Here is a 20161-nt window from a genome sequence, read left to right as displayed (position 1 = left end):
ACATCCTGTCTCGATTCACTTCTGGCCGCCATCCCTGGCGTCCAGCCCTTGTCATCCGGTCTCCGGTTCGCCGGTTTCAGCGGGGAATCAACCCCCGTGCCACATTCAAACCGCAGAGAAGCTTGAGGGAGCGTGAATCCGGCTGAAAATCGCCGAAGCGTTTCCGTAAGGCCGGGGCGAGGCGCAGGGACGCGCCGAGAGGGCGCGACCTACATGGATGTAGGATCGCGCCCGACCCGAAAGCCTGAAGGAATAAGCTGAGGGCACCGCGAAGCGGCGATTTTCCTGGCCGGGAGCCGGGGTCGCCAGGGGGGAGGCGGCGAGCCCCCCTGGCACGTTCACCGCAGCGGAGGGGGCATAAAGCAGAGGGGCTTTAGTGAACGGAACTTTTCCACTTCAGTCATTGAGAAATAACGAAGTGTTTTACTGACTGGCATTACAACGTAAATTGCTTTTTTTGCTCTCTTTGCGCGTTCAGGTTGGGATGAGGGCATCAAACCGCACATCCCAACCCTCGCAAGTTACTTCTTCTTATTCAGCATCGCCTGTAAATCGGCAAACGGATTATAGGTCGCCACGCCCACGTCTTTTTGCGCGTCTTCGCCAGCCACCACGGTGGTGCCGTACTGATCCGCTTCCGTGTATTTGGAATGCTCATGATCGTGGCAAAACAGACACAACAGTTCCCAGTTACTGCCATCTTCCGGGTTATTGGTATGGTCGTGATCGATATGGTGAACCGTTAACTCACGCAGGTTTGAATAAACAAACTCACGGGAGCAGCGCCCACATACCCACGGATAGATTTTTAATGCTTTCTCGCGGTAGCCGCTTTCCAGCCGCGCGTAGTTTTTAGGGATCAGAGCCATTGTGAAGTTACCTGTGGCAAAAACCTGATTTTACGACAGTGCGCGTGAGAATTCACCTGCGTTCACTGGCGCAATCCCGTGTTTCTGCGTGCTGGCGCTGCGTCACCCACCAGAACACCAGCGCCAGCAAACTGACCGATGCGCCAAGTAGGCATACCCCTTGCCAGCCGAAACGGGCATAGGTGACGGTGGTACTGATGGCGCCCAGTCCGCTGCCGACGGCATAAAACATCATGTACAGCCCCACCAGCCGGCTATGCGCGTCCGGGCGGGTGCGGAAAATCAGGCTCTGATTGGTGACGTGCAGCGCCTGGCCGCCCAGGTCCAGCAGCACGATCCCCATCACCAGCGCCCAGAGTGAAACGTCCATCAGCGACAGCGGCCACCAGGCCAGCAGTAGCACCAGGAGCGCTAATCCGCTGGTACGCCGGGCATACCCTCTGTCGGCCCACTGCCCGGCCCGCGCGGCGGCCAGCGCACCCACCACTCCCGCCAGGCCAAATGCGCCAATCAGGGTATGGGAAAAGTTGTAAGGCGGTGCGCTCAGGGGCAGCACCAGCGCACTCCAGAAGATGTTAAAAGCGGCAAACATCAACAGCGCCAGCATTCCTCTGACCTGCAGGACTTTCTCCTGGCGCAGCAACGTCAGCATGGAGGCCAGCAGGCGCGGATAACTGAGCGTGCGTGAGGCCGGCGGCAAGATGGGCAGCCGTCGCCACAGCGGGATCGCAATCCCCAGCATCAGGAGCGCGGCGCAAAAATAGACCCCGCGCCAGCCCGCCAGGTCGCTGACGCCCCCGGCAAAAACCCGTGCCAACAGCAGACCGATAAATACGCCACCCTGCGCCGTGCCCACTACCCGCCCCTGTTCATGAGGGGCCGCGGCGCTGGCAGCATAGGCGATCAGCCCCTGGGTCATCGCCGTGCCCAGCAGCCCGACGGCGAGCATTCCCGCCAGCAAGGCAAGCGTGGACTGCGCCATGCCGACTGCAACCAGTGCGAACGTCAGGGCCAGCATTTGCATCGCCATCAGCCGACGGCGATCCACCCTGTCACCCAGCGGTACCAGAAACAGCAGCGCCAGCGCGCATCCCAACTGTGTGGCGGTGATAACCCCGCCGACCGCCGCGTGACTGATACCGAAATCCCGGGCCAGGGCGTCGAGGAGCGGCTGGGCGTAATAGACATTTGCCACGCTCAGGCCGCTGGCGATGGCGAAGAGCCATGCCAGGCTGGTTGATACACCCGTTCTCAGTTGCACATTCATGCTGTCAGCCTCTCTCGATGTGGTTTCATAATAAAACCATTTCGAGAGTAGGTCAGATGGTTTTAAAATGCAACCATATACTCAGGGTGAAGACTTCCCCCCTGGTGAACGCAGCGCTACCCGGCGACAATCACGCCTGCTTGCCGGAGATACCAAACCCCGCTACACTCCTTTCATCCATCAACCCACTGAATATAAAAGGAGGCTAATTATGCTGTGCTGTGAAATCTTTGATATTTCACTTCACCTTGGCGATCGCGTCAGCTCAAGCGTTATCGGTTTCGTGCTGCGATAACTTTGGCTTGAGCGAAGACACCCAAGACTGAATCCCTTCTCTCGGGCTTACCGGGTTATCGTCAGCGATGTTTGACGAGGCATTTTCATGCCTGTAACTCTTGAGTAAGCAAATGAGCACATTACTGACTGCACTTTCTCTTCGTGTTGATACTGCCTTTGACACGCTGTTCTACGACCTCACCTTTAGCCTCAAAAAAGGCGACCGCATTGGTCTGCTGGGCGATAACGGCTGCGGCAAAAGTACCCTGCTGAAGATCCTCGACGGCACTGACACGCCCCTCTCCGGCACGGTAGCGATGGCCGGGCACTGTCTGATGGCGCGGGTGGAGCAACATCTTCCTGAATCTGTTTATCCGTTGACCATGATCGACGCGGTTCTGGCGCAGCTGCCTGTGGCCGAGCGCGAAAGCCTGCGCTGGCGGGCAGAAACTCTGCTGGCGGGTATGGGGTTTACCCCGCAGGACACGGCTCTGCCATCGGCTACCCTCAGCGGCGGGCAGCACACCCGTCTGCTGCTGGCGCGGGCGTTGATAAACGAGCCGGATCTGTTGCTGCTGGATGAACCCAGTAACCACCTCGACCTGCCGACGCTGCTGTGGCTGGAGCAGTTTCTACAAAACTGGTCCGGCAGCTTTGTGCTGGTCTCGCACGACAGGCAGTTACTGGATGCCGTCACCAATGGCAGCTGGATCCTGCGGGACAAAACGTTGCACTACTTCGCCCTTCCCTGTACCCGCGCGCGTCAGGCGCTGGTAGAGAAAGACGAAAGCGACGCCCTGCGCCATAAAGCCGAGCAAAAGGAGATCGACCGGGTCACCGCCAGCGCAAAACGGCTGGCGACCTGGGGTAAGGTCTACGATAACGAAGATCTGGCCCGCAAAGCCAAACAGATGGAACGCCAGGTAGAGCGGCTGAAGGAGAGCCAGACAGCGCTGACCAGCGGCAGTCCCTGGACTTTAACCCTGCGCGGCGATGCGCTAAGGGCCGACCGACTGCTGGAAATTGACGCGCTTGGCGTTCCGCCTGCACCCGGCCTTGCGCCACTGTTCGCGATAGAAAACGTCCGGCTTAAAAGCGGCGACCGGGTGGCGATTGTCGGGCGTAACGGCTGCGGCAAATCCTCTCTGATGCGGCTTATCTGGCAGCAATTCATCGCCCGGGAACTGCATGCGGGGCTGAAGATCCATCCGCGTGTGGCAATGGGGTATTACGACCAGACCCTGCATCAGCTGGCGGATGACGCCACGCTGATTGATGCCCTGGAGCCATTCGCACCCAACCCGCAGGATCGCAAAATGGCGCTGATTTCTGCCGGGTTCGCCTGGGCGCGGCACGGGCAAAAGGTCAGTACGCTCAGCGGCGGGGAACGTTCACGGCTGCTGTTTATCGGCCTGACTCTGGCCCGCTTCAGCCTGCTGATGCTCGATGAACCGACCAACCATCTGGACATGGAAGGTAAAGAGGCACTGGCCGACACCTTGCAACAGTTCGAGGGCGGTGTGCTGCTGGTCAGCCATGACCGGCAGTTAATCAGTCAGAGCTGTAACCGCTTCTGGCTGATTGAAGATGGTCTGCTCAGCGAATGGCATGACGCCGACGCGGTGTTTGCCCGTCTTCGCGACGGCAATGGCCAGAGCACTCTCCCCGCGCCCGTTGCACAGGATGACGATCGGGCAAACCCCGCGGAAGATCTTTTGGAGCGGCTGGTGCTGCTGGAGAGGTTGCTGGAAGAAGATCGGCTGCGTAAGCCGAAACATCAGAAGCCGCAGCTTCAGGCACAATGGCAGGAAGAGATTGCCGCGCTGACGGCGCAGCTCTAGGAAAATGCCCGGCGGGTAGCCGCCGCCGGGCATCTTTTTACTTCGGCTGATTCGTTTTCCAGGCATCCCATGCCTGTTTGATTTCCTGTTTAGCGGTGGCGGCATCGTTAAAGCCGTTCAGTTCCACCGACTTGCGCCCTTCCGGCAGCTGTTTGTAAACGCGGAAGAACGACTCCAGACGCTGCTGTTCAATCTTCGGCAGATCGCTCAGCTCTTTGATGTCGTCATAGGTCGGGTCAATTTTACTGGCTGGCACCGCCACGATTTTGTCGTCTTTTTCACCGCCGTCGATCATCTTCAGCACGCCAATGGCGCGCAGTTTAATCAGGGTGCCCGGTGCCATCGGGGCGCGGGTGTAGAAAATGACGTCCAGCGGATCGCCATCCCCCGCCAGAGACTGGGTAAGCGAGCCGTAGTTTGCCGGGTAGGCTACCGGCATCGACTGGAAGCGATCGGCCACGATAAACCCGGTTTTGGCATCCGTTTCATACTTAATAATCCCGCCCGCCGGAATTTCGGTGACGGCGTAAAACTCTTCCGGGTTGTTATCAGGCTGTGGGAATTCGAGGATATTTTGCGCCTGCACAGAAGCTGACAGGAGGACGCTCACTGCGAGAAGTTTTTTTACCAGATGCATTGTCTTGTTAACTCTTCGGTTTTTAAGAAGACCACACCTTACGGGGCTGAAATGTCAGAATAATGACAAATTTCCTACAGAAATATTCCACCCTTAATCATCATGGTTATTGATATTTTCGGCAATCAATACGCCTTAAATATCAAATAAATGAATAAATTGTATTGCAACAGACTTGCCAGACAGTTCAAAAACTTTAATCCTTAAGGGGTATGCCGTGCCCCATCAAGCGCCATACCTGCCTCGCAGATCCCTCATTATGAAAATGGAGAAACATATGAAAGCTGCTGTCGTGACCAAAGACCATCAGGTAGAAGTAACCGAGAGAACCCTGCGCCCGCTGAAGCACGGTGAAGCGCTGCTGAAGATGGAGTGCTGTGGCGTTTGCCACACCGATCTGCATGTGAAGAACGGCGATTTTGGTGATAAGACCGGGGTTATCCTCGGCCATGAAGGGATTGGCGTGGTCAAGGAGATCGGGCCGGGCGTGACCTCGCTGAAACCGGGCGATCGGGCAAGCGTAGCCTGGTTCTTCGAAGGCTGTGGCCACTGTGAATACTGTAACTCCGGCAATGAAACCCTGTGCCGCACCGTGAAAAACGCCGGCTATTCCGTGGACGGCGGTATGGCGGAAGAGTGCATTGTCACCGCCGATTACGCGGTAAAAGTGCCGGACGGCCTGGAATCCGCCGCCGCCAGCAGCATCACCTGCGCCGGGGTGACCACCTACAAAGCGGTGAAAGTATCAGAGATCAAACCAGGCCAGTGGATTGCTATTTATGGCCTGGGCGGGCTGGGTAACCTGGCCCTGCAATACGCCAAAAATGTCTTTAACGCGAAAGTGATCGCCGTTGACGTTAACGATGAACAGCTGAAACTGGCCTCAAGCATGGGGGCCGATCTGGTGGTTAACTCCCGCAGCGACGATGCCGCGAAATTTATTCAGGAAAAAACCGGTGGCGCCCACGCCGCGGTCGTGACGGCGGTGGCGAAAGTAGCCTTTAACTCCGCGGTAGATGCCGTTCGTGCCGGGGGCCGCGTGGTGGCGGTCGGTCTGCCGCCAGAAGCAATGAGTCTGGATATTCCGCGTCTGGTATTGGACGGGATTCAGGTGGTGGGTTCGCTGGTGGGCACCCGTCAGGACCTGACCGAAGCCTTCCAGTTTGCCGCCGAAGGTAAGGTGGTGCCGAAAGTGGCGCTGCGTCCGCTGGGGGATATCAACGCCATCTTCAAAGAGATGGAGCAAGGCCAGATCCGCGGCCGCATGGTGATTGATTTCCGCTCATAAGTTGAACGCCCGGCGGCGCTGCGCTGTCGGGCCTACGCGTTCCGCCGATCCGCAATCCACTCCTGCACCTCAATCTGAAAAGTATCTGGCGCTTTACGGTACATTTTGCGCGCCAGGTCGAGGATCGTATGCCGCGCCAGCTCCTCTTCCATTCGCTGCTGGGCGCTGTCCATCACCGAGCGCACACCGCACGGCCCGTCGCAAACCCAGGCAGGCGGCGTTTCATCAAACACGGCCAGCCGCTGACGCACTTCACGACACTCGAACATGTTCTTCTCGCCATCGATAGCATGCGCCACATCCAGCACGGTGATCAGTTCAGCAGGCCGTGCCAGACGAAAACCGCCGCCCTTTCCTTCGGTGCTGCTCACCAGCCCGGCGCGTGACAGACGTGTGAAGATCTTGCCCAGGTAGTCATAGGGAACGCCCTGCAAGGCCGCCATTTCTCTAACGCTCATCTCACGGTCGTTACCTTTCGCATCCACCATGGTCATCAGGCTATGAATGCCGTACTCCACACCGGAACTGTAAAAAGCCATGCTTAACTCCGAAGTTATTATTCCAGGTCATTATAGCCGCGTTCCGCGACAGAAAGACAGCCGCAATCCTCTGTGCCCCTAACCTTCTGTTTTTACGACCCGCAGCAAACAAACTCAGAAAGAAGTTGTCGCAGTTAACTCCGACAAGTATAGTTGCAGTCACGTCAGCCACAGGGCCTGATGCGAAAAAGGATCGAAGATGAAGAAGCAAATTTTAATTGTAGGCAGCGGTTTTGCGGGTATGTGGGCAGCGGTGAGCGCCGCACGTCTGGCTGATTTAACGGGAAGTGACGACCTGCAGATCACCGTTCTGGCTCCCCGCCCGGAGTTGCGTATCCGCCCGCGCTTTTATGAAGAGCAGGTAGCAACCTTTGCCGCCCCGCTAAGCGATCTCTTTGCTGAACTGAATGTTCACTTTATTGCCGGAACCGCTGAACGTATTGACGCGAAACAGAAAAGCGTCTGGTATCGCGACAGCCAGGGCAACGTGACGCTGGTCGCTTACGACCGTCTGATTGTGGCAACAGGCAGTCAGACGCGCCGCCCGGCGATCCCTGGTCTGGCAGAATTTGCCTTTGATATCGACCAACTGGAATCCGCCCAACATTTCGAAAATCACCTTGATTCACTGGCGACACGCCCTTCGACGCCGGAACGTAATACCGTGGTGGTGTGCGGTGGCGGTTTCACCGGCATAGAACTGGCTACCGAACTCCCTGCGCGTCTGCGTACCCGTTTTGGTGATGATACACAGACAAAAGTTATCGTAGTTGAACGCGGATCGGTCATTGGCGGTCGTTACAGTGAAGAACTGCGTGGCACCATTGAAGAGGCAAGCCTCGCGCTGGGTGTGGAGTGGCGTCTGAACAGTGAAATCAGCGCCATCGATCCCCACGGCGTCACGCTTAAAAATGGCGAGCGCATTGCGGCCGCCACCGTTGTCTGGACGGCAGGCGTGGAAGCCCATCCCCTCAGCCAACAGATTGCGGGCGAGCGAGATCCCCAGGGGCGCTTAAAGGTCAACGAAAGCCTGCAAGTACCGGCGCACCCGGACGTGTATGCCACCGGGGATATGGCTCATGCCCACACTGACGACCGCGGCAATACGGCGCTCATGACCTGTCAGCACGCCATTCAGTTGGGCAAGTTTGCGGGACATAACGCCGCGGCCAGCCTGTTAGACGTGGCGCCTTATCCCTATCGCCAGGTGAACTATGTCACCTGTCTCGATTTGGGCGGCTGGGGCGCGGTCTACAGCGAAGGCTGGGATCAGAAGGTGAAATCCGTTCGCGATGACGCAAAGAAAATCAAAATCGCCATCACCAACGAGTTGATCTACCCACCTGCCGCCGACCGCGCCGTCGCTTTTGCCGCCGCCGATCCGCTGGCGAAATTTGTCTAGAGCCTGCTTACCGCGCCCCCCGGCGCGGTTTTTTTCAGGCTAGCGCCTGTACGTTAGCCTGTGTCCGGCGGGCTTTCAGATAACCGTAGATCAGAAGCGACGACATCGCGCAGAACGACAGTACCGCCGCAGGCAGGGTCACGTAACTCCAGCTAAAGCCAAGGGTAATCATCATCCCGCCAAAGTACGCCCCAATGGCGCTGCCGAGGTTAAAGGCCACCTGGCCCCCCGCTGCACCGAGCATCTCCCCACCCTGGGCATTTTGCAGAAGCAGGATCTGCAACGGGGCCGACAGCGCAAACAACCCGGCGCAGCAGATAAAGCCCATCACCAGCGAGGCCACAGGCAGCGCACCGAAGGCAAACAACAGCAGCAGCGACAAAACAATCACCAGATCGGTGAGTGCCGCAATTCGCAGCGGACTGTAGCGCCCGGAAAGTTTGCCGCTGAACAGGTTGCCCAGCACCATGCCGAGTCCCATTAACATCATGATCGCGGTCATCACCCCTTCGGAGAAGCCCGATACGTTGATCATGAAGGGTTTGACGAAGCTGAACCAGGCAAAGACTCCGGCGTTGCCGAACATGGTGGCGGCGAAGATAAACCAGGGTTCAGGCTTTTTCAGGAAGTGAAATTGCTCGCTCAGGCGTGTCTGGGATTTATCAAATGTCTGCGGCACCCAGAGGGCAATCGACACCATGACCAGCAGGTTAAACGCAGCAATCAGGAAGAAGGTATAACGCCAGCTGAACTGATGCCCAAGCCAGGTGCCGAGGGGCACACCCGCCAGGTTAGCCACCGTCATCCCGGCAATCATGCCAGCCACCGCCAGGGTAACCTTACCCGGCGGCGCGATACGCGAGAGGATAATGGTGCCGACGCCGAAAAACGCGCCGTGCGGAAAGCCAGATACCAGCCGCCCGATCGCCAGCATGGTGTACGACGTGGAGAAGGTAAAAATGGCGTTGCCGATGAGGCACAGCGTCACCAGGAACAGCAGGATCGACTTTAAAGAGAACTTCCCGGAAAAAATAGCGATGATCGGTGCCCCAATCACTACCCCAAAGGCATAAAACGAAATCATATTGCCGGCAGAAGGAATGGTGATCCCCACATCCCGTGCCAGCTCGGTTAACACGCCCATAATGCCAAACTCGGCCATGCCCAGGCCAAAGGTGCCAAGTGCTAACGAAAACACCGTCTTTTTCATACCGCGACCACTTGTTAAATAATTGCAACAGCCATTATCGACCAAACTGGTATGGTGAGCCAGTTCAAATCGCGCCGCTGGCCGATTCCTCCATCAATTCGGGCAGGCTGTGAATATTTTCCGCCAGGATGCTCAGGCCTGATTACACTTCAAAGTGTTATGTCTCACCGTACCATCAGAATCACCCCGTAAAGGAAGGCATCATGGCAGATAAAGATAAGAAGAAAAGCAAACCCGTTACGAAGATCGCGCCCCCCGCCCCGCTTAAGCGCACGGAGTACGAAAAAGAGTTGCACCGCCTGCATGTGGAGCTGGTTAAGTTGCAGCGGTGGGTGGTCAGCAAGGGCCTGAAAGTGTGCGTCGTCTTTGAAGGGCGCGACGGCGCCGGTAAAGGGGGCACCATCAAGGCCCTGACCGAACGCGTCAGCCCGCGTGTGTTCCGGGTAGTGGCGCTGCCAGCCCCGACCGAGAAAGAGAAAAGCCAGCTCTACTTCCAGCGCTATGTTCCACATCTGCCCTCCGCCGGGGAAATCGTCATCTTCGACCGCAGCTGGTACAACCGCGCGGGCGTCGAGCGCGTCATGGGATTTTGTACGGAAGAACAGGTAGAGAAGTTTCTCGACGGGGCACCGATCATCGAAAAAGCAATGGTCGATGCGGGCATTATCCTGATTAAATACTGGCTGGAAGTCACCCCCAAAGAGCAGGAGCGTCGCCTGCGCGACCGCATTAACGACGGGCGCAAAACCTGGAAACTGTCGCCAATGGACGTGAAATCCTTCAACCGCTGGGATGACTATACCAAGGCCCGTGATGCGATGTTTGCCGCCACCGACACCGCCTGGGCACCCTGGTTTGTTGCCCGTTCCGAGGATAAAAAGCGTGCGCGGCTGAATATTATCTCTCATCTCCTGTCCCAAATTCCCTATAAAGACCTGCCGGAAGAAGAGGTTAAATTACCGAAGCGTAAAATCGGCAAAGTTAAACCGACTGCTTACCCGTTCCGTTATATTGACGAGAAGTTCTGACGATTACCGCCCTCTTAATTATTTATTGCGAGGGCGGTTCAGCGTAATTTCACCTGATTTCATCCGATTGCTTTTATCTGGAAGCGTGCTCGCAATACCTGTATTACCAGGCGACCCGGTCATGCTTTCAATATAACGGTTACCGTAATCCCCCGGAAAGAACATGAGAACACCTGACATCCTATAAAACCCGCTCCGGATCCCTTCCCGGAGCGGGTACTTCACCCTCAGAGCCGCGTAAGCGCAGCGCCACCGGGTGTCACAAGCGACGAGATTACTTCATCCCTTCCCGACTCTCGTTCTGCGCTTCCAGACGCTCCACATCCCGATACCAGCGCGGGTGGTGTTTCTGCGCCCAGCGGCGGCTCACTTTTCCTTCGATCATCCCTTTAATCGAACCTTTGACCCAGAACGCCATATACATATGGATCAGAATGGCATGGATCAAAATAATGGCCGATGTCGCGTGGATCAGCAGACTGTAGCGCACGACCTGCATCGGGAAATAGTGGGCAAAATAGGGACGCCAGATAATCACCCCGGTCACCAGCAGCACGAAAATCATGCTCATGATGGTCCAGAACATCATTTTCTGTCCGGCGTTGTATTTCCCCACCTTCGCGACTTTGTGCTCGTTGCCTTTCAGTACCTCAACAATGCCCTTCAGCCACGGAATATCCTGCTTGTCCGGGATGTTGTGATGGACGAAACGCACGAACATAAACATCAGCGCCACGAAAATCAGCACCCCAAAGAACGGATGCAGAATGCGCCCCATCTGCGGAGTACCGAAGGTTTCGGTCAGCCATTGTAGCGTCGGGAAGAAGAACGAGATGCCGGATAACGACACCAGGAAGAAGCAGATCACCACTGTCCAGTGACAAGCGCGGTCAATAAACTTCGTGCGCACGATCATCTTTGACTTATTCATGGTGTTCCTCCTCGTCGTCATCCACCTCTTTGTTCGGCCCGATACCTATGTAGTGATAAATCAACCCGGCAAAGGTGGCGATAAAGCCTGCCGCGGAGAGCGGTTTAAGCGCCCCTTTCCACAGGTTAATGGACGTATCGATCGCCGGGTCCTTCGGCAGATTGTGATACAGCTCAGGCTGGTCGTTATGGTGAAGCACGTACATGACATGCGTCCCGCCCACCCCTTGCGGGTTGTAGACACCCGCGTTGGCATAGCCACGCGCTTTCAGCTTATCGACCCGCTGCTGGGCAACCTCCAGCATCTCCTTCTTGGTGCCAAAGTGAATGGCCCCGGTCGGACAGGTCTTCACGCAGGCTGGCTCCTGACCAACGCTGACGCGATCCACGCACAGGGTGCATTTGTAGACCCGGTTGTCCTCTTTATTAAGACGCGGCACGTTGAACGGACAGCCCGCGATGCAGTACCCGCAGCCGATGCAGTTGTCCTGCTGGAAATCGACGATGCCATTGGCATACTGAATAATCGCCCCCGCTGACGGGCAGGCTTTCAGACAGCCCGGATCCTCGCAGTGCATACAGCCATCTTTGCGGATCAGCCACTCCAGCTTGCCGTTCTGATCGGTTTCGCTAAAGCGCATCACCGTCCAGGATTTGGCGCTCAAATCTGCCGGGTTATCGTACACCCCGACGCAGTGCCCCACCTCGTCGCGGATATCGTTCCACTCGGAACAGGCCACCTGGCAGGCTTTACAGCCCACGCAGGAGGAGACATCGATAAGCTTTGCCACTTCCGCTTTGTAATCCCGCGCACGAGGCGCGGGCGTAAAACCGTTGGTGGCGGAGCGTTTGATGACGTCTTGTGTTTCCATCGACATTGATTCGCTCCTTATGCTTTCTCGATGTTGACCAGGAACGCCTTGTACTCTGGCGTTTGCGAGTTGGAATCCCCCACCGCAGGCGTCAGGGTGTTGGCGATATAGCCTTTCTGCGCCACCCCTTCAAAGCCCCAGTGCAGCGGGATCCCGACGGTTTCCACCTGTTGGCCGTGAACGTTCAGGGCCTGCAGGCGACGGGTGACCACCGCCACGGCGCGAATAAACCCGCGCTGGCTGCTGACCTTGACACGATCGCCATTAGCGATGCCTTTGGCCTTCGCCAGGGTCTCGCTGATCTCGACAAACTGTTCCGGCTGGGCGATGGCGTTCAGTCGCGCGTGTTTGGTCCAGGTATGGAAATGCTCGGTCAGGCGATAGGTTGTACCGACGTACGGGAACTTATCTTTCTTGCCCATGCGCACGGCATCTTCCTGGTAAACACGTACCACCGGACTGGAGACCACGTTCGGGTGCAGCGGGTTAGTGCCGAGCGGCGTTTCCATCGGCTCGTAGTGTTCCGGGAACGGCCCTTCCGCCAGCTTGTCGATGGCAAACAGACGTCCCAGCCCTTCCGGCTGCATGATAAACGGCCCGGTGTTGCTGCCCGGTGCGGCGGTGTTGAAGTCCGGGATATCGTTGCCGGCCCACTTCGTGCCGTTCCACTGGATCAGCATCCGTTTCGGATCCCACGGCTTGCCGTTGATATCCGCCGACGCGCGGTTGTAGAGCACGCGACGGTTCAATGGCCACGCCCAGGCCCAGCCCAGTGTATTGCCCAGCCCTGACGGGTCGGCGTTATCGCGGTTAGCCATCTGGTTGCCCTGCTCGGTCCAGCTGCCGGTGTAGATCCAGCACGAGGATGCCGTGGTACCGTCATCACGCAGTTGGGCAAAGCTGCTCAGCAACTGGCCTTTCTTCGCGATGAGCACGCCATTGGCGCCATAGAGATCTGCCAGCGCATAGCCGTTGTTCTCTTTCGCCACCTCTTCCGATTCCGGGTGATCCGGCTGTTTGTAATCCCAGCGCATCCGCAGGAGCGGCTCAGCCCCTTTGCCGCCTTCCGTGCGGTACATCTCACGCAGACGATGGTAAATTCCCGCCAGGATCTCGCCGTCGTTACGTGCTTCGCCCGGCGCATCCTGCCCCTTCCAGTGCCACTGCAGCCAGCGGCCGGAGTTGGCGATGGAGCCATCCTCTTCGGCAAAACAGGTGGACGGCAGACGGAACACTTCGGTCTGAATCGAGGCGGTATCCACATCATTCATCTCGCCGTGGTTCTGCCAGAAGTTCGAGGTTTCCGTCACCAGCGGATCGATCACCACCATGTACTTCAGCTTGCTGAGACTGGCGACAATCTTGTTCTTATCCGGGAACGACGCCACAGGGTTAAAGCCCTGGCAGATGTAACCTGTGACCTCGCCCTTCGCCATCATGTTGAAATACTTAATGACGTCGTAGGACTGATCCCATTTCGGCAGCCAGTTAAAGCCCCAGTCGTTCTCCTTCTGCGCCGCATCGCCATAGAAGGACTTCATCAGGCTGACGAAGAACTTCGGATAATTACTCCAGTAGTTCACCTGATCAGGCAGCGTCGCTTTTGGCGTGTTCGCCGTCATATAGCTTTGCAGATCCGTCTGTTTCTCGGACGGCAGCGTCAGGTAGCCGGTCAGGCTGGTCGACAGCAAGCCTAAGTCGGTTAAGCCCTGAATGTTGGAGTGCCCGCGCAGGGCGTTCACCCCGCCACCGGCCATGCCCATGTTGCCGAGCAGCAGCTGGATCATCGCCATGGTACGGATGTTCTGCGCCCCGACGGTGTGTTGCGTCCAGCCCAGCGCATACAGGAAGGTCGTGGTTCTGTCTGCTGCACTGGTGGAGGCCAGCACTTCGCACACTTTCAGGAAGTCGGCTTTCGGCGTTCCGCAAATATTTTCCACCACCTCCGGCGTATAGCGGGAGACGTGCTGTTTCAGCAGGTTCCACACGCAGCGTGGATCGGTGAGCGTGTCGTCGCGTTTCGCATAGCCATTTTCGTCGAACTGATAGTTCCAGGAAGACTTATCGTACTGGCGTTTTTCCGCGTCGTAGCCGCTGAACAGCCCGTCTTCAAAGGTAAAGTCTTCCCGCACCAGCAGATTGGCGTTGGTGTAATGCTTAACGTACTCAGCGTTAATTTTGTTGTTTTCAATCAGGTACAGCAGCACGCCGGAAAGGAACGTAATGTCCGTGCCGGAGCGGATTGGCGCATAGATATCGGCCACCGATGCCGTACGCGTAAAGCGCGGATCGACGACGATCAGCGTCGCATCATTGTTGTTCTTCGCTTCCATCGCCCAGCGGAATCCCACGGGATGGGCCTCAGCGGCGTTACCGCCCATGACCATAACGACGTTGGCGTTTTTGATATCAACCCAGTGGTTGGTCATCGCACCGCGACCAAATGTTGGAGCAAGACTTGCTACCGTTGGTCCGTGTCAGACGCGCGCCTGGTTATCTACCGCCAGCATGCCGAGGGAGCGCACAAATTTCTGCGTCAGCATGCCGGTTTCATTACTGGCCGCCGAGGCGCATAGCATCCCGGTGGAGGTCCAGCGGTTTACCGTCACGCCCTGCGCATTGGTCTCGACGAAGTTGGCGTCGCGGTCGGCTTTCATCAGTTTCGCAATCCGGGAGAAGGCCTCATCCCAGGAGAGTCGCTGCCACTTGTCGGAACCCGGCGCGCGGTACTCCGGGTAACGCAGGCGGTTTTCGCTGTGAACATAGTCCAGCAGGCCCGCCCCTTTCGGGCATAACGCCCCACGGCTGACCGGATGATCCGCGTCGCCTTCAATATGATAAATCGACTCTTTGGCGTTCTTCGCGCCATCTCCCAGGCTATACATCAATAGCCCGCATCCCACGGAACAGTATGTGCAGGTGTTACGGATCTCTTTCGCACGCAGCAATTTATAGTTGCGCGCCTGAGCCAGCGCCATTTTAGGAGCGAACCCTAAAGCAGCCACTGTGGTTCCGGCCATACCGCCCGCGCAGATTTTAAAAAACTGTCTGCGACTGACGTCCATCGTTGTCCTCGTTAACTCAATGAGAATTCCGGCGGAAAACTAACAGCAAAGCCCCTGTTTTTTTTGCGGCAAATCAATATCGCTATATTTCGCCCTCTTAATAGTCAGCGGGTCACTGTTTTGTTACCGCTAAGGGGGTAACCGCGGGGAGATTAATTCGCGGAAGGTACTGAAACAGTGCTATAAATTTGCCCCTGAAAATGTCATGGCAATGGAAAAATGATGGACAGAAAAAAAGCGACGTTGACAGGGCTGGCGGCCATTGTGCTCTGGAGCACGATGGTGGGCCTGATCCGAGGCGTCAGCGAGGGGCTAGGCCCGGTAGGGGGCGCGGCGATGATCTACACGCTCAGCGGTTTACTTTGTCTGGTCACGGTCGGGCTGCCCAACCTGCGGCGTTTTTCGCCCCGCTACCTGATGGCGGGTAGCGTGCTGTTTGTCAGCTATGAGATCTGTCTGGCCCTGTCGTTAGGCTACGCCACCACCCGTCACCAGGCCATTGAGGTGGGGATGGTCAACTATCTCTGGCCAAGCCTGACCATTGTGTTTGCCATTCTGTTTAATCGCCAGAAATCGACGCTGTGGGTGATCCCGGGGCTGCTTATCTCGCTGCTGGGTGTCAGTTGGGTCGTCGGGGGCGATAAGGGGCTTAGTCTGGCGGACATTGCCCAAAACGTTATCTCGAATCCGCTGAGTTACGGCCTGGCCTTTGTCGGGGCTTTTATCTGGGCCGCTTACTGCACCGTGACCAGTAAATATGCCAAGGGCCAGAATGGCATCACCCTGTTTGTGCTGCTGACGGCCCTGACTCTGTGGGTGAAATATGCCTTCAGCGATCAGCCGGAAATGGTCTTCAGCGTGCCGGTGGTGATTAAACTCCTGATGTGCGGCGTGGCGCTGGGGTTTGGCTATGCCTCATGGAACATCGGCATTCTGCACGGCAACGTGACGCTGCTGGCGGTGGCGTCCTATTTTACGCCGGTACTGTCAGCGGCGCTGGCGGCGGTGTTACTGAATGCCCCCCTGTCGTTTAGCTTCTGGCAGGGGGCGATGATGGTGTGCGCGGGGTCGTTGTTGTGTTGGTATGCTACGCGGGCGCGGACGCGCTAAGTTCCTGGACGCGACAAGGAGTAGCGAAAACCACCAGCCGCTTCGGCTGGTGGTCTGATAACAATTACCAGTTGCCGTAAGGGTAAGTTTTACCCTTGATAAAATCCTTTATGAACTGATCATATCCATCTGGAATGCTGTAATTAAAATCAATTCGGGTGGGCACTCCCTTACAGATATCCAGCCGATCGCCTGAAAGAGTTACCATGCGTTTTGGCTCTACAGGGACATTTATCCCTCCGGCACTGTCCTGAAGCCAGATCTTCACCTTCCCCTCCGGCGCAAGACCGAACAGCATCGTTTTATACCAGGCGGTTTCTCCTTTTCTGTCTTTTCCTGTCGGGGTCAGCATGATTTCACGTAACGACGGTTTGAAGATGATCTGTGTTTCATAGGTCTTTTTATCAATGATGGAGTCCCAGCAGAACATCATGGCAACGGGCGGATGGCGGGCTTTATTCAGTTCTGCATGCATTCGAACAAGGTTGTTCCAGGTCTCAACGGTATCCGGATCGCCAGGTGTACCGTCCAGCATCCGGAATCTGTAGACCACATTTCCGCTATCAATAATCGCAGCGTATGTCACGACAGCGTTTAAGGCTCGGGGTGTAAAAAAAGCAAATTCCCATTTTCCATAAGGCATGCTGCCGGTTTCTTCCGGGGTCTGCGGTTCAGAAGCCCGGCAGCCACTCACCAATAGCACCACCGCAAGGGCGATTTTCAGTTTCATACTTCTTTACCATCCATGTTGTATTGGGTGCGCTGCCGTTTTTCATCCCGGCTACCCAGAAAACCGAGGAAAAAGGCCACAAGCCGACGCGGCAGGTAGCCTGATAACAATTACCAGTTGCCGTAGGGATAGGCTTTATCTTTGATAAATTCCTGAGTCGTTTTGGTATATCCATATCCCTGAATATGCCTTGTAATTCCCTTACAGATATCAAGCTGATCGCCTGAAAGCGTCGCGATTTGTTTCGGCCTTAAAGGGACATTTCTCCCTCCGGCGCTGTCCTGAAGCCAGATTTTTACCTTCCCTTCCGGCGCAAGACCAAACAGCATCGTTTTATACCAGGCGGTTTCTCCGTAACGGTCTGTCCCTGTCGGTGTCAGCATGGTTTCACGTAACGAAGGATTGAAAATAATCCACGTTTCATAGGTTTTTTTATCAATGATGGAGTCCCAGCAGAACAGCATGGAAACGGGGGGGTGGCGGACTTTATTAAAGATAACTCCGCCATTAGGTGTAGTGTCACTCCAGAACTGTACGGTATCCGGATCACTCTGCGTACTGTCCAACGTCCGGAAGGTCGATACAACTTTTCCGCTGTCGATAACCACTGCGTGCGTCACGATGGCAGGCAAAGCATAGGGAGTAAAAAATGCAAAACCCCATTTGCCGTAAGGCATGCTGCCCGTTTCTTCCGGTGTCTGCGGCTCAGAAGCGCGGCAGCCACTCACTAATAACACCAGTGCGAGGGCGATTTTCAGTTTCATATTTTTTTCCCGTCCATGTCGTATAGGGTGCGCTGCCAGTTTTCATCCGGGCGATCGAGAAAACCGATGATTTCCGCTGCGGATGCACCGCCCTGCGTAAAACCTTTTGTATCCGCAACGATCGCATTCCAGTTTGCCGAGCAGTGAATATCGCCGGGCGATAGTGTCGATTTCATCCTGGCTAAACGTACCTGAACTCTGGTCCGAACGAACCGCTTTACCCATTTCCAGGGCTTTGGCGCACAATGAATTCAATTCATCTGGAACATTGAAATTATCGTCTTCCTGTATTTCATCAAACATCACCCCGGCCTCCTGTGCGGCGTCATACATCACCCGCAACGCGACTTTTGACCAGTCATTTCTAATGATTCGGTTACGTAGCGTCAGGGCTGCGTAGCTACGTTTCTGCGGTTCGCCGTAGCGGTCCGGCGGCATGCGGTCATCAAACCAGGTTTCTACAGAAATATCGCTGGTGCGCATAATGGGGGCGACTGCCGGACAGGCGTCCAGCTTATCCAGTTGCTTTCTTGTCTGATGGTAACCCCGCGTTTGTTCGCCGGACTGGCGCAGCGGGACAGTGTCGGTCTCCGGGCGAGTCAGAAAAAGATTTTCTTCCACAGCGGGCAGATAACCTCCGCCAACATCAGAATGCACGCCGGGTAACGCCAGTTCAGGCCAGGCGGGTTTTACGCTGTTCAGAGCGAAGTTAAAACGGCATTCATGGGCCGCAGTGATATGAAAAACCTTATCCGCCACACCTGGGCGTAGCACAAGATTTACTTCGCCCGTATCCGCACTGTGCGGGTTCAGGCCGTTTAGTGGGGTGCCAATCGCGGCTACGGTATCAAAAATCCCGATAAAGCGAATTTTGCCCACTGGAGTTCCTTTAAACTCTGTGCCCTGCACACCTTCGCGGATTGCAGCAATAATTGCGGGGTCTTCTGAATGAATACGATTGGCAAAGTGACGTGAGGCGGCTGCGCCACGACTGAAACCGAAAATATCAAAATGAAGAGACTTTATAACCAGTTCATAATTTGGTTGTCTTCTGCATATTTCTTGTAAAACCTCCTGTATATTGCGAGCCAGTCGGGATATGGCTATATCCGTTTTAGCAATAACTCCAGTGTCTGATATTCCAAACCCTTGCCCAATTATGCTGTCCGGCTTACCTGCTTCCGTACCTATACCATCAATGTAAATGGCTCTCTGAATATCACTACCCTTGGTTGATATGTCCTTTTTATACAGCGTCTGCAGCCAGTGCACATTCGTATAATACCCCGTATAACTAATGCACCCACACCCGAAACGCCCATACCCTCCCGCGCACATTTTCCCAGAATCGCACCCGCGTCGATGTTATCAAGTTCGTAGCGTTCAGCAATACAGGCTTTTATCATGTTATTGGTATTAATAGCATTGTTGCCCGTACCATCGAAAAACACACCGAGCGTCAGGGTGATTTCTCGTTTTTCTTTTGTGGCAGGGTTGCTGACATTGTCAGAGGTAGCGGCTGAATTTTTTCGTGCGGCCTGCGCATGTTGTTCTGGCTCGCCAGCGTTTAGAGGTGCACCGGCAACCGTGTTAACCCGTTTATCTTCCCCGGACCAATATACGGCATTCGGGAATGACGTTATTAGCCTTGCCCGGCACGGGCATGTACTGCGGCTATGCAATGTTCCTGCTGCTGCCACGCCATGAATAAAGTAATTAGGTATACCCCCTGCGATATGATAGACCTTACGATCGATACCGCAGGAAACCTTATCGCCGTTTCTGGCCGTCGCAACACATCCAAAACTATGGTGTTGTGAAGCGGAAAGCACAGTACCGCCACAGGAAGTTTTATCACCCAGACGAATAAAATAACCTATTGCCATAATCATCATCCTTAATAAAGTGAATGAGCAGATTTGATTCATTCATGTTCAAAGAAGAAACGGCGAATATTTACATTTGATTAAAATGGTAATAACGCAATATGGAGAGGTTAAATATTACTCCCCCTGCATTGTTCAGCGCCATCAGAAAAATCATTTCACCCAGAATAATTAAATGCCACACAAACAAACGGTGGGTTTTGATTGTTATTATTTTTAGGCCCTATTCTATCGACAAAAATCATTGACTGAGAAAATCACAGGATCAAGTAAAAACTGAAGTAAAAATAAAACCTTTGCAATCATTAACGGTGAACCCAGATGCCAGCATTATATAATGCCAGTGGATTGATATTCTTCATCATGCTCATTTCACTGATATTCAAACAGGCTGTTTTTACCATCACTCTGGTCCTCTCCCATAAGAGAGAGGGAACCAGATAGCGC

At 55.4% G+C, this 20161-nt stretch carries 15 protein-coding genes and 1 pseudogene; 5 read left to right on the top strand and 11 right to left on the bottom strand.

The window, feature by feature from the left end; all coding sequences use genetic code 11:
* Positions 1–521 precede the first annotated feature (521 nt).
* Together yajD and ACF8PE_RS21645 are read right to left on the bottom strand one after the other, a co-directional pair.
* Positions 522–869, bottom strand: coding sequence for an HNH nuclease YajD (gene yajD, locus ACF8PE_RS21650; protein WP_032618133.1), 348 nt, complete (start codon positions 867–869; stop codon positions 522–524).
* Positions 870–921: 52 nt separating this feature from the next.
* Positions 922–2136 (bottom strand): MFS transporter, encoded by a 1215-nt coding sequence (locus ACF8PE_RS21645; RefSeq protein ID WP_392495265.1) that lies wholly within the window; start codon positions 2134–2136, stop codon positions 922–924.
* A 407-nt stretch (positions 2137–2543) separates the two neighbouring features.
* On the opposite strand from ACF8PE_RS21645, the gene ACF8PE_RS21640 reads away from it, so the two are divergent.
* Positions 2544–4253, top strand: a complete 1710-nt coding sequence (locus tag ACF8PE_RS21640) for an ABC-F family ATP-binding cassette domain-containing protein (RefSeq protein ID WP_392495264.1) — start codon at positions 2544–2546, stop codon at positions 4251–4253.
* Between the two features lie 37 nt (positions 4254–4290).
* On the opposite strand, the gene ACF8PE_RS21635 is transcribed toward ACF8PE_RS21640, so the two are convergent.
* Positions 4291–4890 carry an inorganic diphosphatase gene (locus ACF8PE_RS21635; protein ID WP_059307925.1) on the bottom strand — a complete coding sequence of 200 codons (600 nt, stop codon included), beginning with the start codon at positions 4888–4890 and terminating at the stop codon, positions 4291–4293.
* A gap of 277 nt (positions 4891–5167) precedes the next feature.
* On the opposite strand from ACF8PE_RS21635, the gene adhP reads away from it, so the two are divergent.
* Positions 5168–6178, top strand: coding sequence for an alcohol dehydrogenase AdhP (gene adhP / locus ACF8PE_RS21630; protein WP_032618136.1), 1011 nt, complete (start codon positions 5168–5170; stop codon positions 6176–6178).
* A 32-nt stretch (positions 6179–6210) separates the two neighbouring features.
* Here adhP and ACF8PE_RS21625 read toward each other — a convergent pair whose 3' ends face one another.
* Positions 6211–6717, bottom strand: a complete 507-nt coding sequence (locus ACF8PE_RS21625; protein ID WP_032618137.1) for an Rrf2 family transcriptional regulator — start codon at positions 6715–6717, stop codon at positions 6211–6213.
* A gap of 199 nt (positions 6718–6916) precedes the next feature.
* Between ACF8PE_RS21625 and ACF8PE_RS21620 the strand changes: the two genes are divergently transcribed.
* Positions 6917–8119, top strand: coding sequence for an NAD(P)/FAD-dependent oxidoreductase (locus ACF8PE_RS21620; protein WP_032618138.1), 1203 nt, complete (start codon positions 6917–6919; stop codon positions 8117–8119).
* 34 nt (positions 8120–8153) lie between these two features.
* Here the strand turns inward: ACF8PE_RS21620 and araJ are convergent, their stop codons facing one another.
* Entirely contained in the window at positions 8154–9329 is a 1176-nt protein-coding gene (gene araJ, locus ACF8PE_RS21615; protein WP_165717841.1) for an MFS transporter AraJ, read from the bottom strand.
* A 203-nt stretch (positions 9330–9532) separates the two neighbouring features.
* Here araJ and ppk2 point away from each other — a divergent pair, with 203 nt between their 5' ends.
* On the top strand, positions 9533–10357 hold the full coding sequence (ppk2, locus tag ACF8PE_RS21610; protein ID WP_103792355.1) for a polyphosphate kinase 2: 825 nt from the start codon (positions 9533–9535) through the stop codon (positions 10355–10357).
* A 274-nt stretch (positions 10358–10631) separates the two neighbouring features.
* Here the strand turns inward: ppk2 and fdnI are convergent, their stop codons facing one another.
* Genes fdnI through fdnG form a run of 3 tightly spaced genes read right to left on the bottom strand, consistent with a single transcriptional unit; the run spans position 10632 to position 15224 of the window.
* Positions 10632–11288, bottom strand: a complete 657-nt coding sequence (gene fdnI, locus ACF8PE_RS21605; RefSeq protein WP_032610824.1) for a formate dehydrogenase-N subunit gamma — start codon at positions 11286–11288, stop codon at positions 10632–10634.
* Complete coding sequence (gene fdxH, locus ACF8PE_RS21600; RefSeq protein WP_059307913.1) at positions 11281–12165, bottom strand: formate dehydrogenase subunit beta; 885 nt, start codon at positions 12163–12165, stop codon at positions 11281–11283. Before fdxH ends, fdnI begins: the two co-directional genes overlap by 8 nt.
* An 11-nt stretch (positions 12166–12176) precedes the next feature.
* On the bottom strand, positions 12177–15224 hold the full coding sequence (gene fdnG, locus ACF8PE_RS21595) for a formate dehydrogenase-N subunit alpha (RefSeq protein ID WP_145963913.1): 3048 nt from the start codon (positions 15222–15224) through the stop codon (positions 12177–12179).
* A 222-nt stretch (positions 15225–15446) separates the two neighbouring features.
* On the opposite strand from fdnG, the gene yddG reads away from it, so the two are divergent.
* The gene (gene yddG, locus ACF8PE_RS21590) at positions 15447–16334 is read left to right on the top strand and encodes an aromatic amino acid DMT transporter YddG (RefSeq protein WP_392495263.1); all 888 of its coding nucleotides are present in this window, start codon (positions 15447–15449) and stop codon (positions 16332–16334) included.
* A gap of 64 nt (positions 16335–16398) precedes the next feature.
* Here yddG and ACF8PE_RS21585 read toward each other — a convergent pair whose 3' ends face one another.
* The 3 genes and pseudogenes from ACF8PE_RS21585 to ACF8PE_RS21575 form a co-directional block, all read right to left on the bottom strand.
* A complete protein-coding gene (locus ACF8PE_RS21585; protein ID WP_392495262.1) occupies positions 16399–17064 on the bottom strand; it encodes a DUF2931 family protein in 666 nt (221 codons plus the stop codon).
* A gap of 110 nt (positions 17065–17174) precedes the next feature.
* Entirely contained in the window at positions 17175–17828 is a 654-nt protein-coding gene (locus ACF8PE_RS21580; RefSeq protein ID WP_130588837.1) for a DUF2931 family protein, read from the bottom strand.
* Positions 17825–19714, bottom strand: a pseudogene (locus ACF8PE_RS21575) (phospholipase effector Tle1 domain-containing protein). Before ACF8PE_RS21575 ends, ACF8PE_RS21580 begins: the two are co-directional and overlap by 4 nt.
* Between the last annotated feature and the right edge of the window lie 447 nt (positions 19715–20161).

The organism is Leclercia sp. GLN_9, assembly GCF_043105735.1.
Lineage (GTDB): Bacteria > Pseudomonadota > Gammaproteobacteria > Enterobacterales > Enterobacteriaceae > Enterobacter > Enterobacter adecarboxylatus.
This window is presented reverse-complemented; position numbering and strand designations above follow the sequence as displayed.

Bases quoted from the DNA above. Each gene is read 5' to 3' on its own strand.
- yddG (WP_392495263.1), top strand. From the start codon at position 15,447: ATGGACAGAAAAAAAGCGACGTTGACAGGGCTGGCGGCCATTGTGCTC.
- ACF8PE_RS21635 (WP_059307925.1), bottom strand. From the start codon at position 4,890: ATGCATCTGGTAAAAAAACTTCTCGCAGTGAGCGTCCTCCTGTCAGCT.
- ACF8PE_RS21625 (WP_032618137.1), bottom strand. From the start codon at position 6,717: ATGGCTTTTTACAGTTCCGGTGTGGAGTACGGCATTCATAGCCTGATG.
- ACF8PE_RS21580 (WP_130588837.1), bottom strand. From the start codon at position 17,828: ATGAAACTGAAAATCGCCCTCGCACTGGTGTTATTAGTGAGTGGCTGC.
- ACF8PE_RS21640 (WP_392495264.1), top strand. From the start codon at position 2,544: ATGAGCACATTACTGACTGCACTTTCTCTTCGTGTTGATACTGCCTTT.
- araJ (WP_165717841.1), bottom strand. From the start codon at position 9,329: ATGAAAAAGACGGTGTTTTCGTTAGCACTTGGCACCTTTGGCCTGGGC.
- yajD (WP_032618133.1), bottom strand. From the start codon at position 869: ATGGCTCTGATCCCTAAAAACTACGCGCGGCTGGAAAGCGGCTACCGC.
- fdxH (WP_059307913.1), bottom strand. From the start codon at position 12,165: ATGTCGATGGAAACACAAGACGTCATCAAACGCTCCGCCACCAACGGT.
- fdnI (WP_032610824.1), bottom strand. From the start codon at position 11,288: ATGAATAAGTCAAAGATGATCGTGCGCACGAAGTTTATTGACCGCGCT.
- ACF8PE_RS21645 (WP_392495265.1), bottom strand. From the start codon at position 2,136: ATGAATGTGCAACTGAGAACGGGTGTATCAACCAGCCTGGCATGGCTC.
- ACF8PE_RS21585 (WP_392495262.1), bottom strand. From the start codon at position 17,064: ATGAAACTGAAAATCGCCCTTGCGGTGGTGCTATTGGTGAGTGGCTGC.
- ACF8PE_RS21620 (WP_032618138.1), top strand. From the start codon at position 6,917: ATGAAGAAGCAAATTTTAATTGTAGGCAGCGGTTTTGCGGGTATGTGG.
- ppk2 (WP_103792355.1), top strand. From the start codon at position 9,533: ATGGCAGATAAAGATAAGAAGAAAAGCAAACCCGTTACGAAGATCGCG.
- adhP (WP_032618136.1), top strand. From the start codon at position 5,168: ATGAAAGCTGCTGTCGTGACCAAAGACCATCAGGTAGAAGTAACCGAG.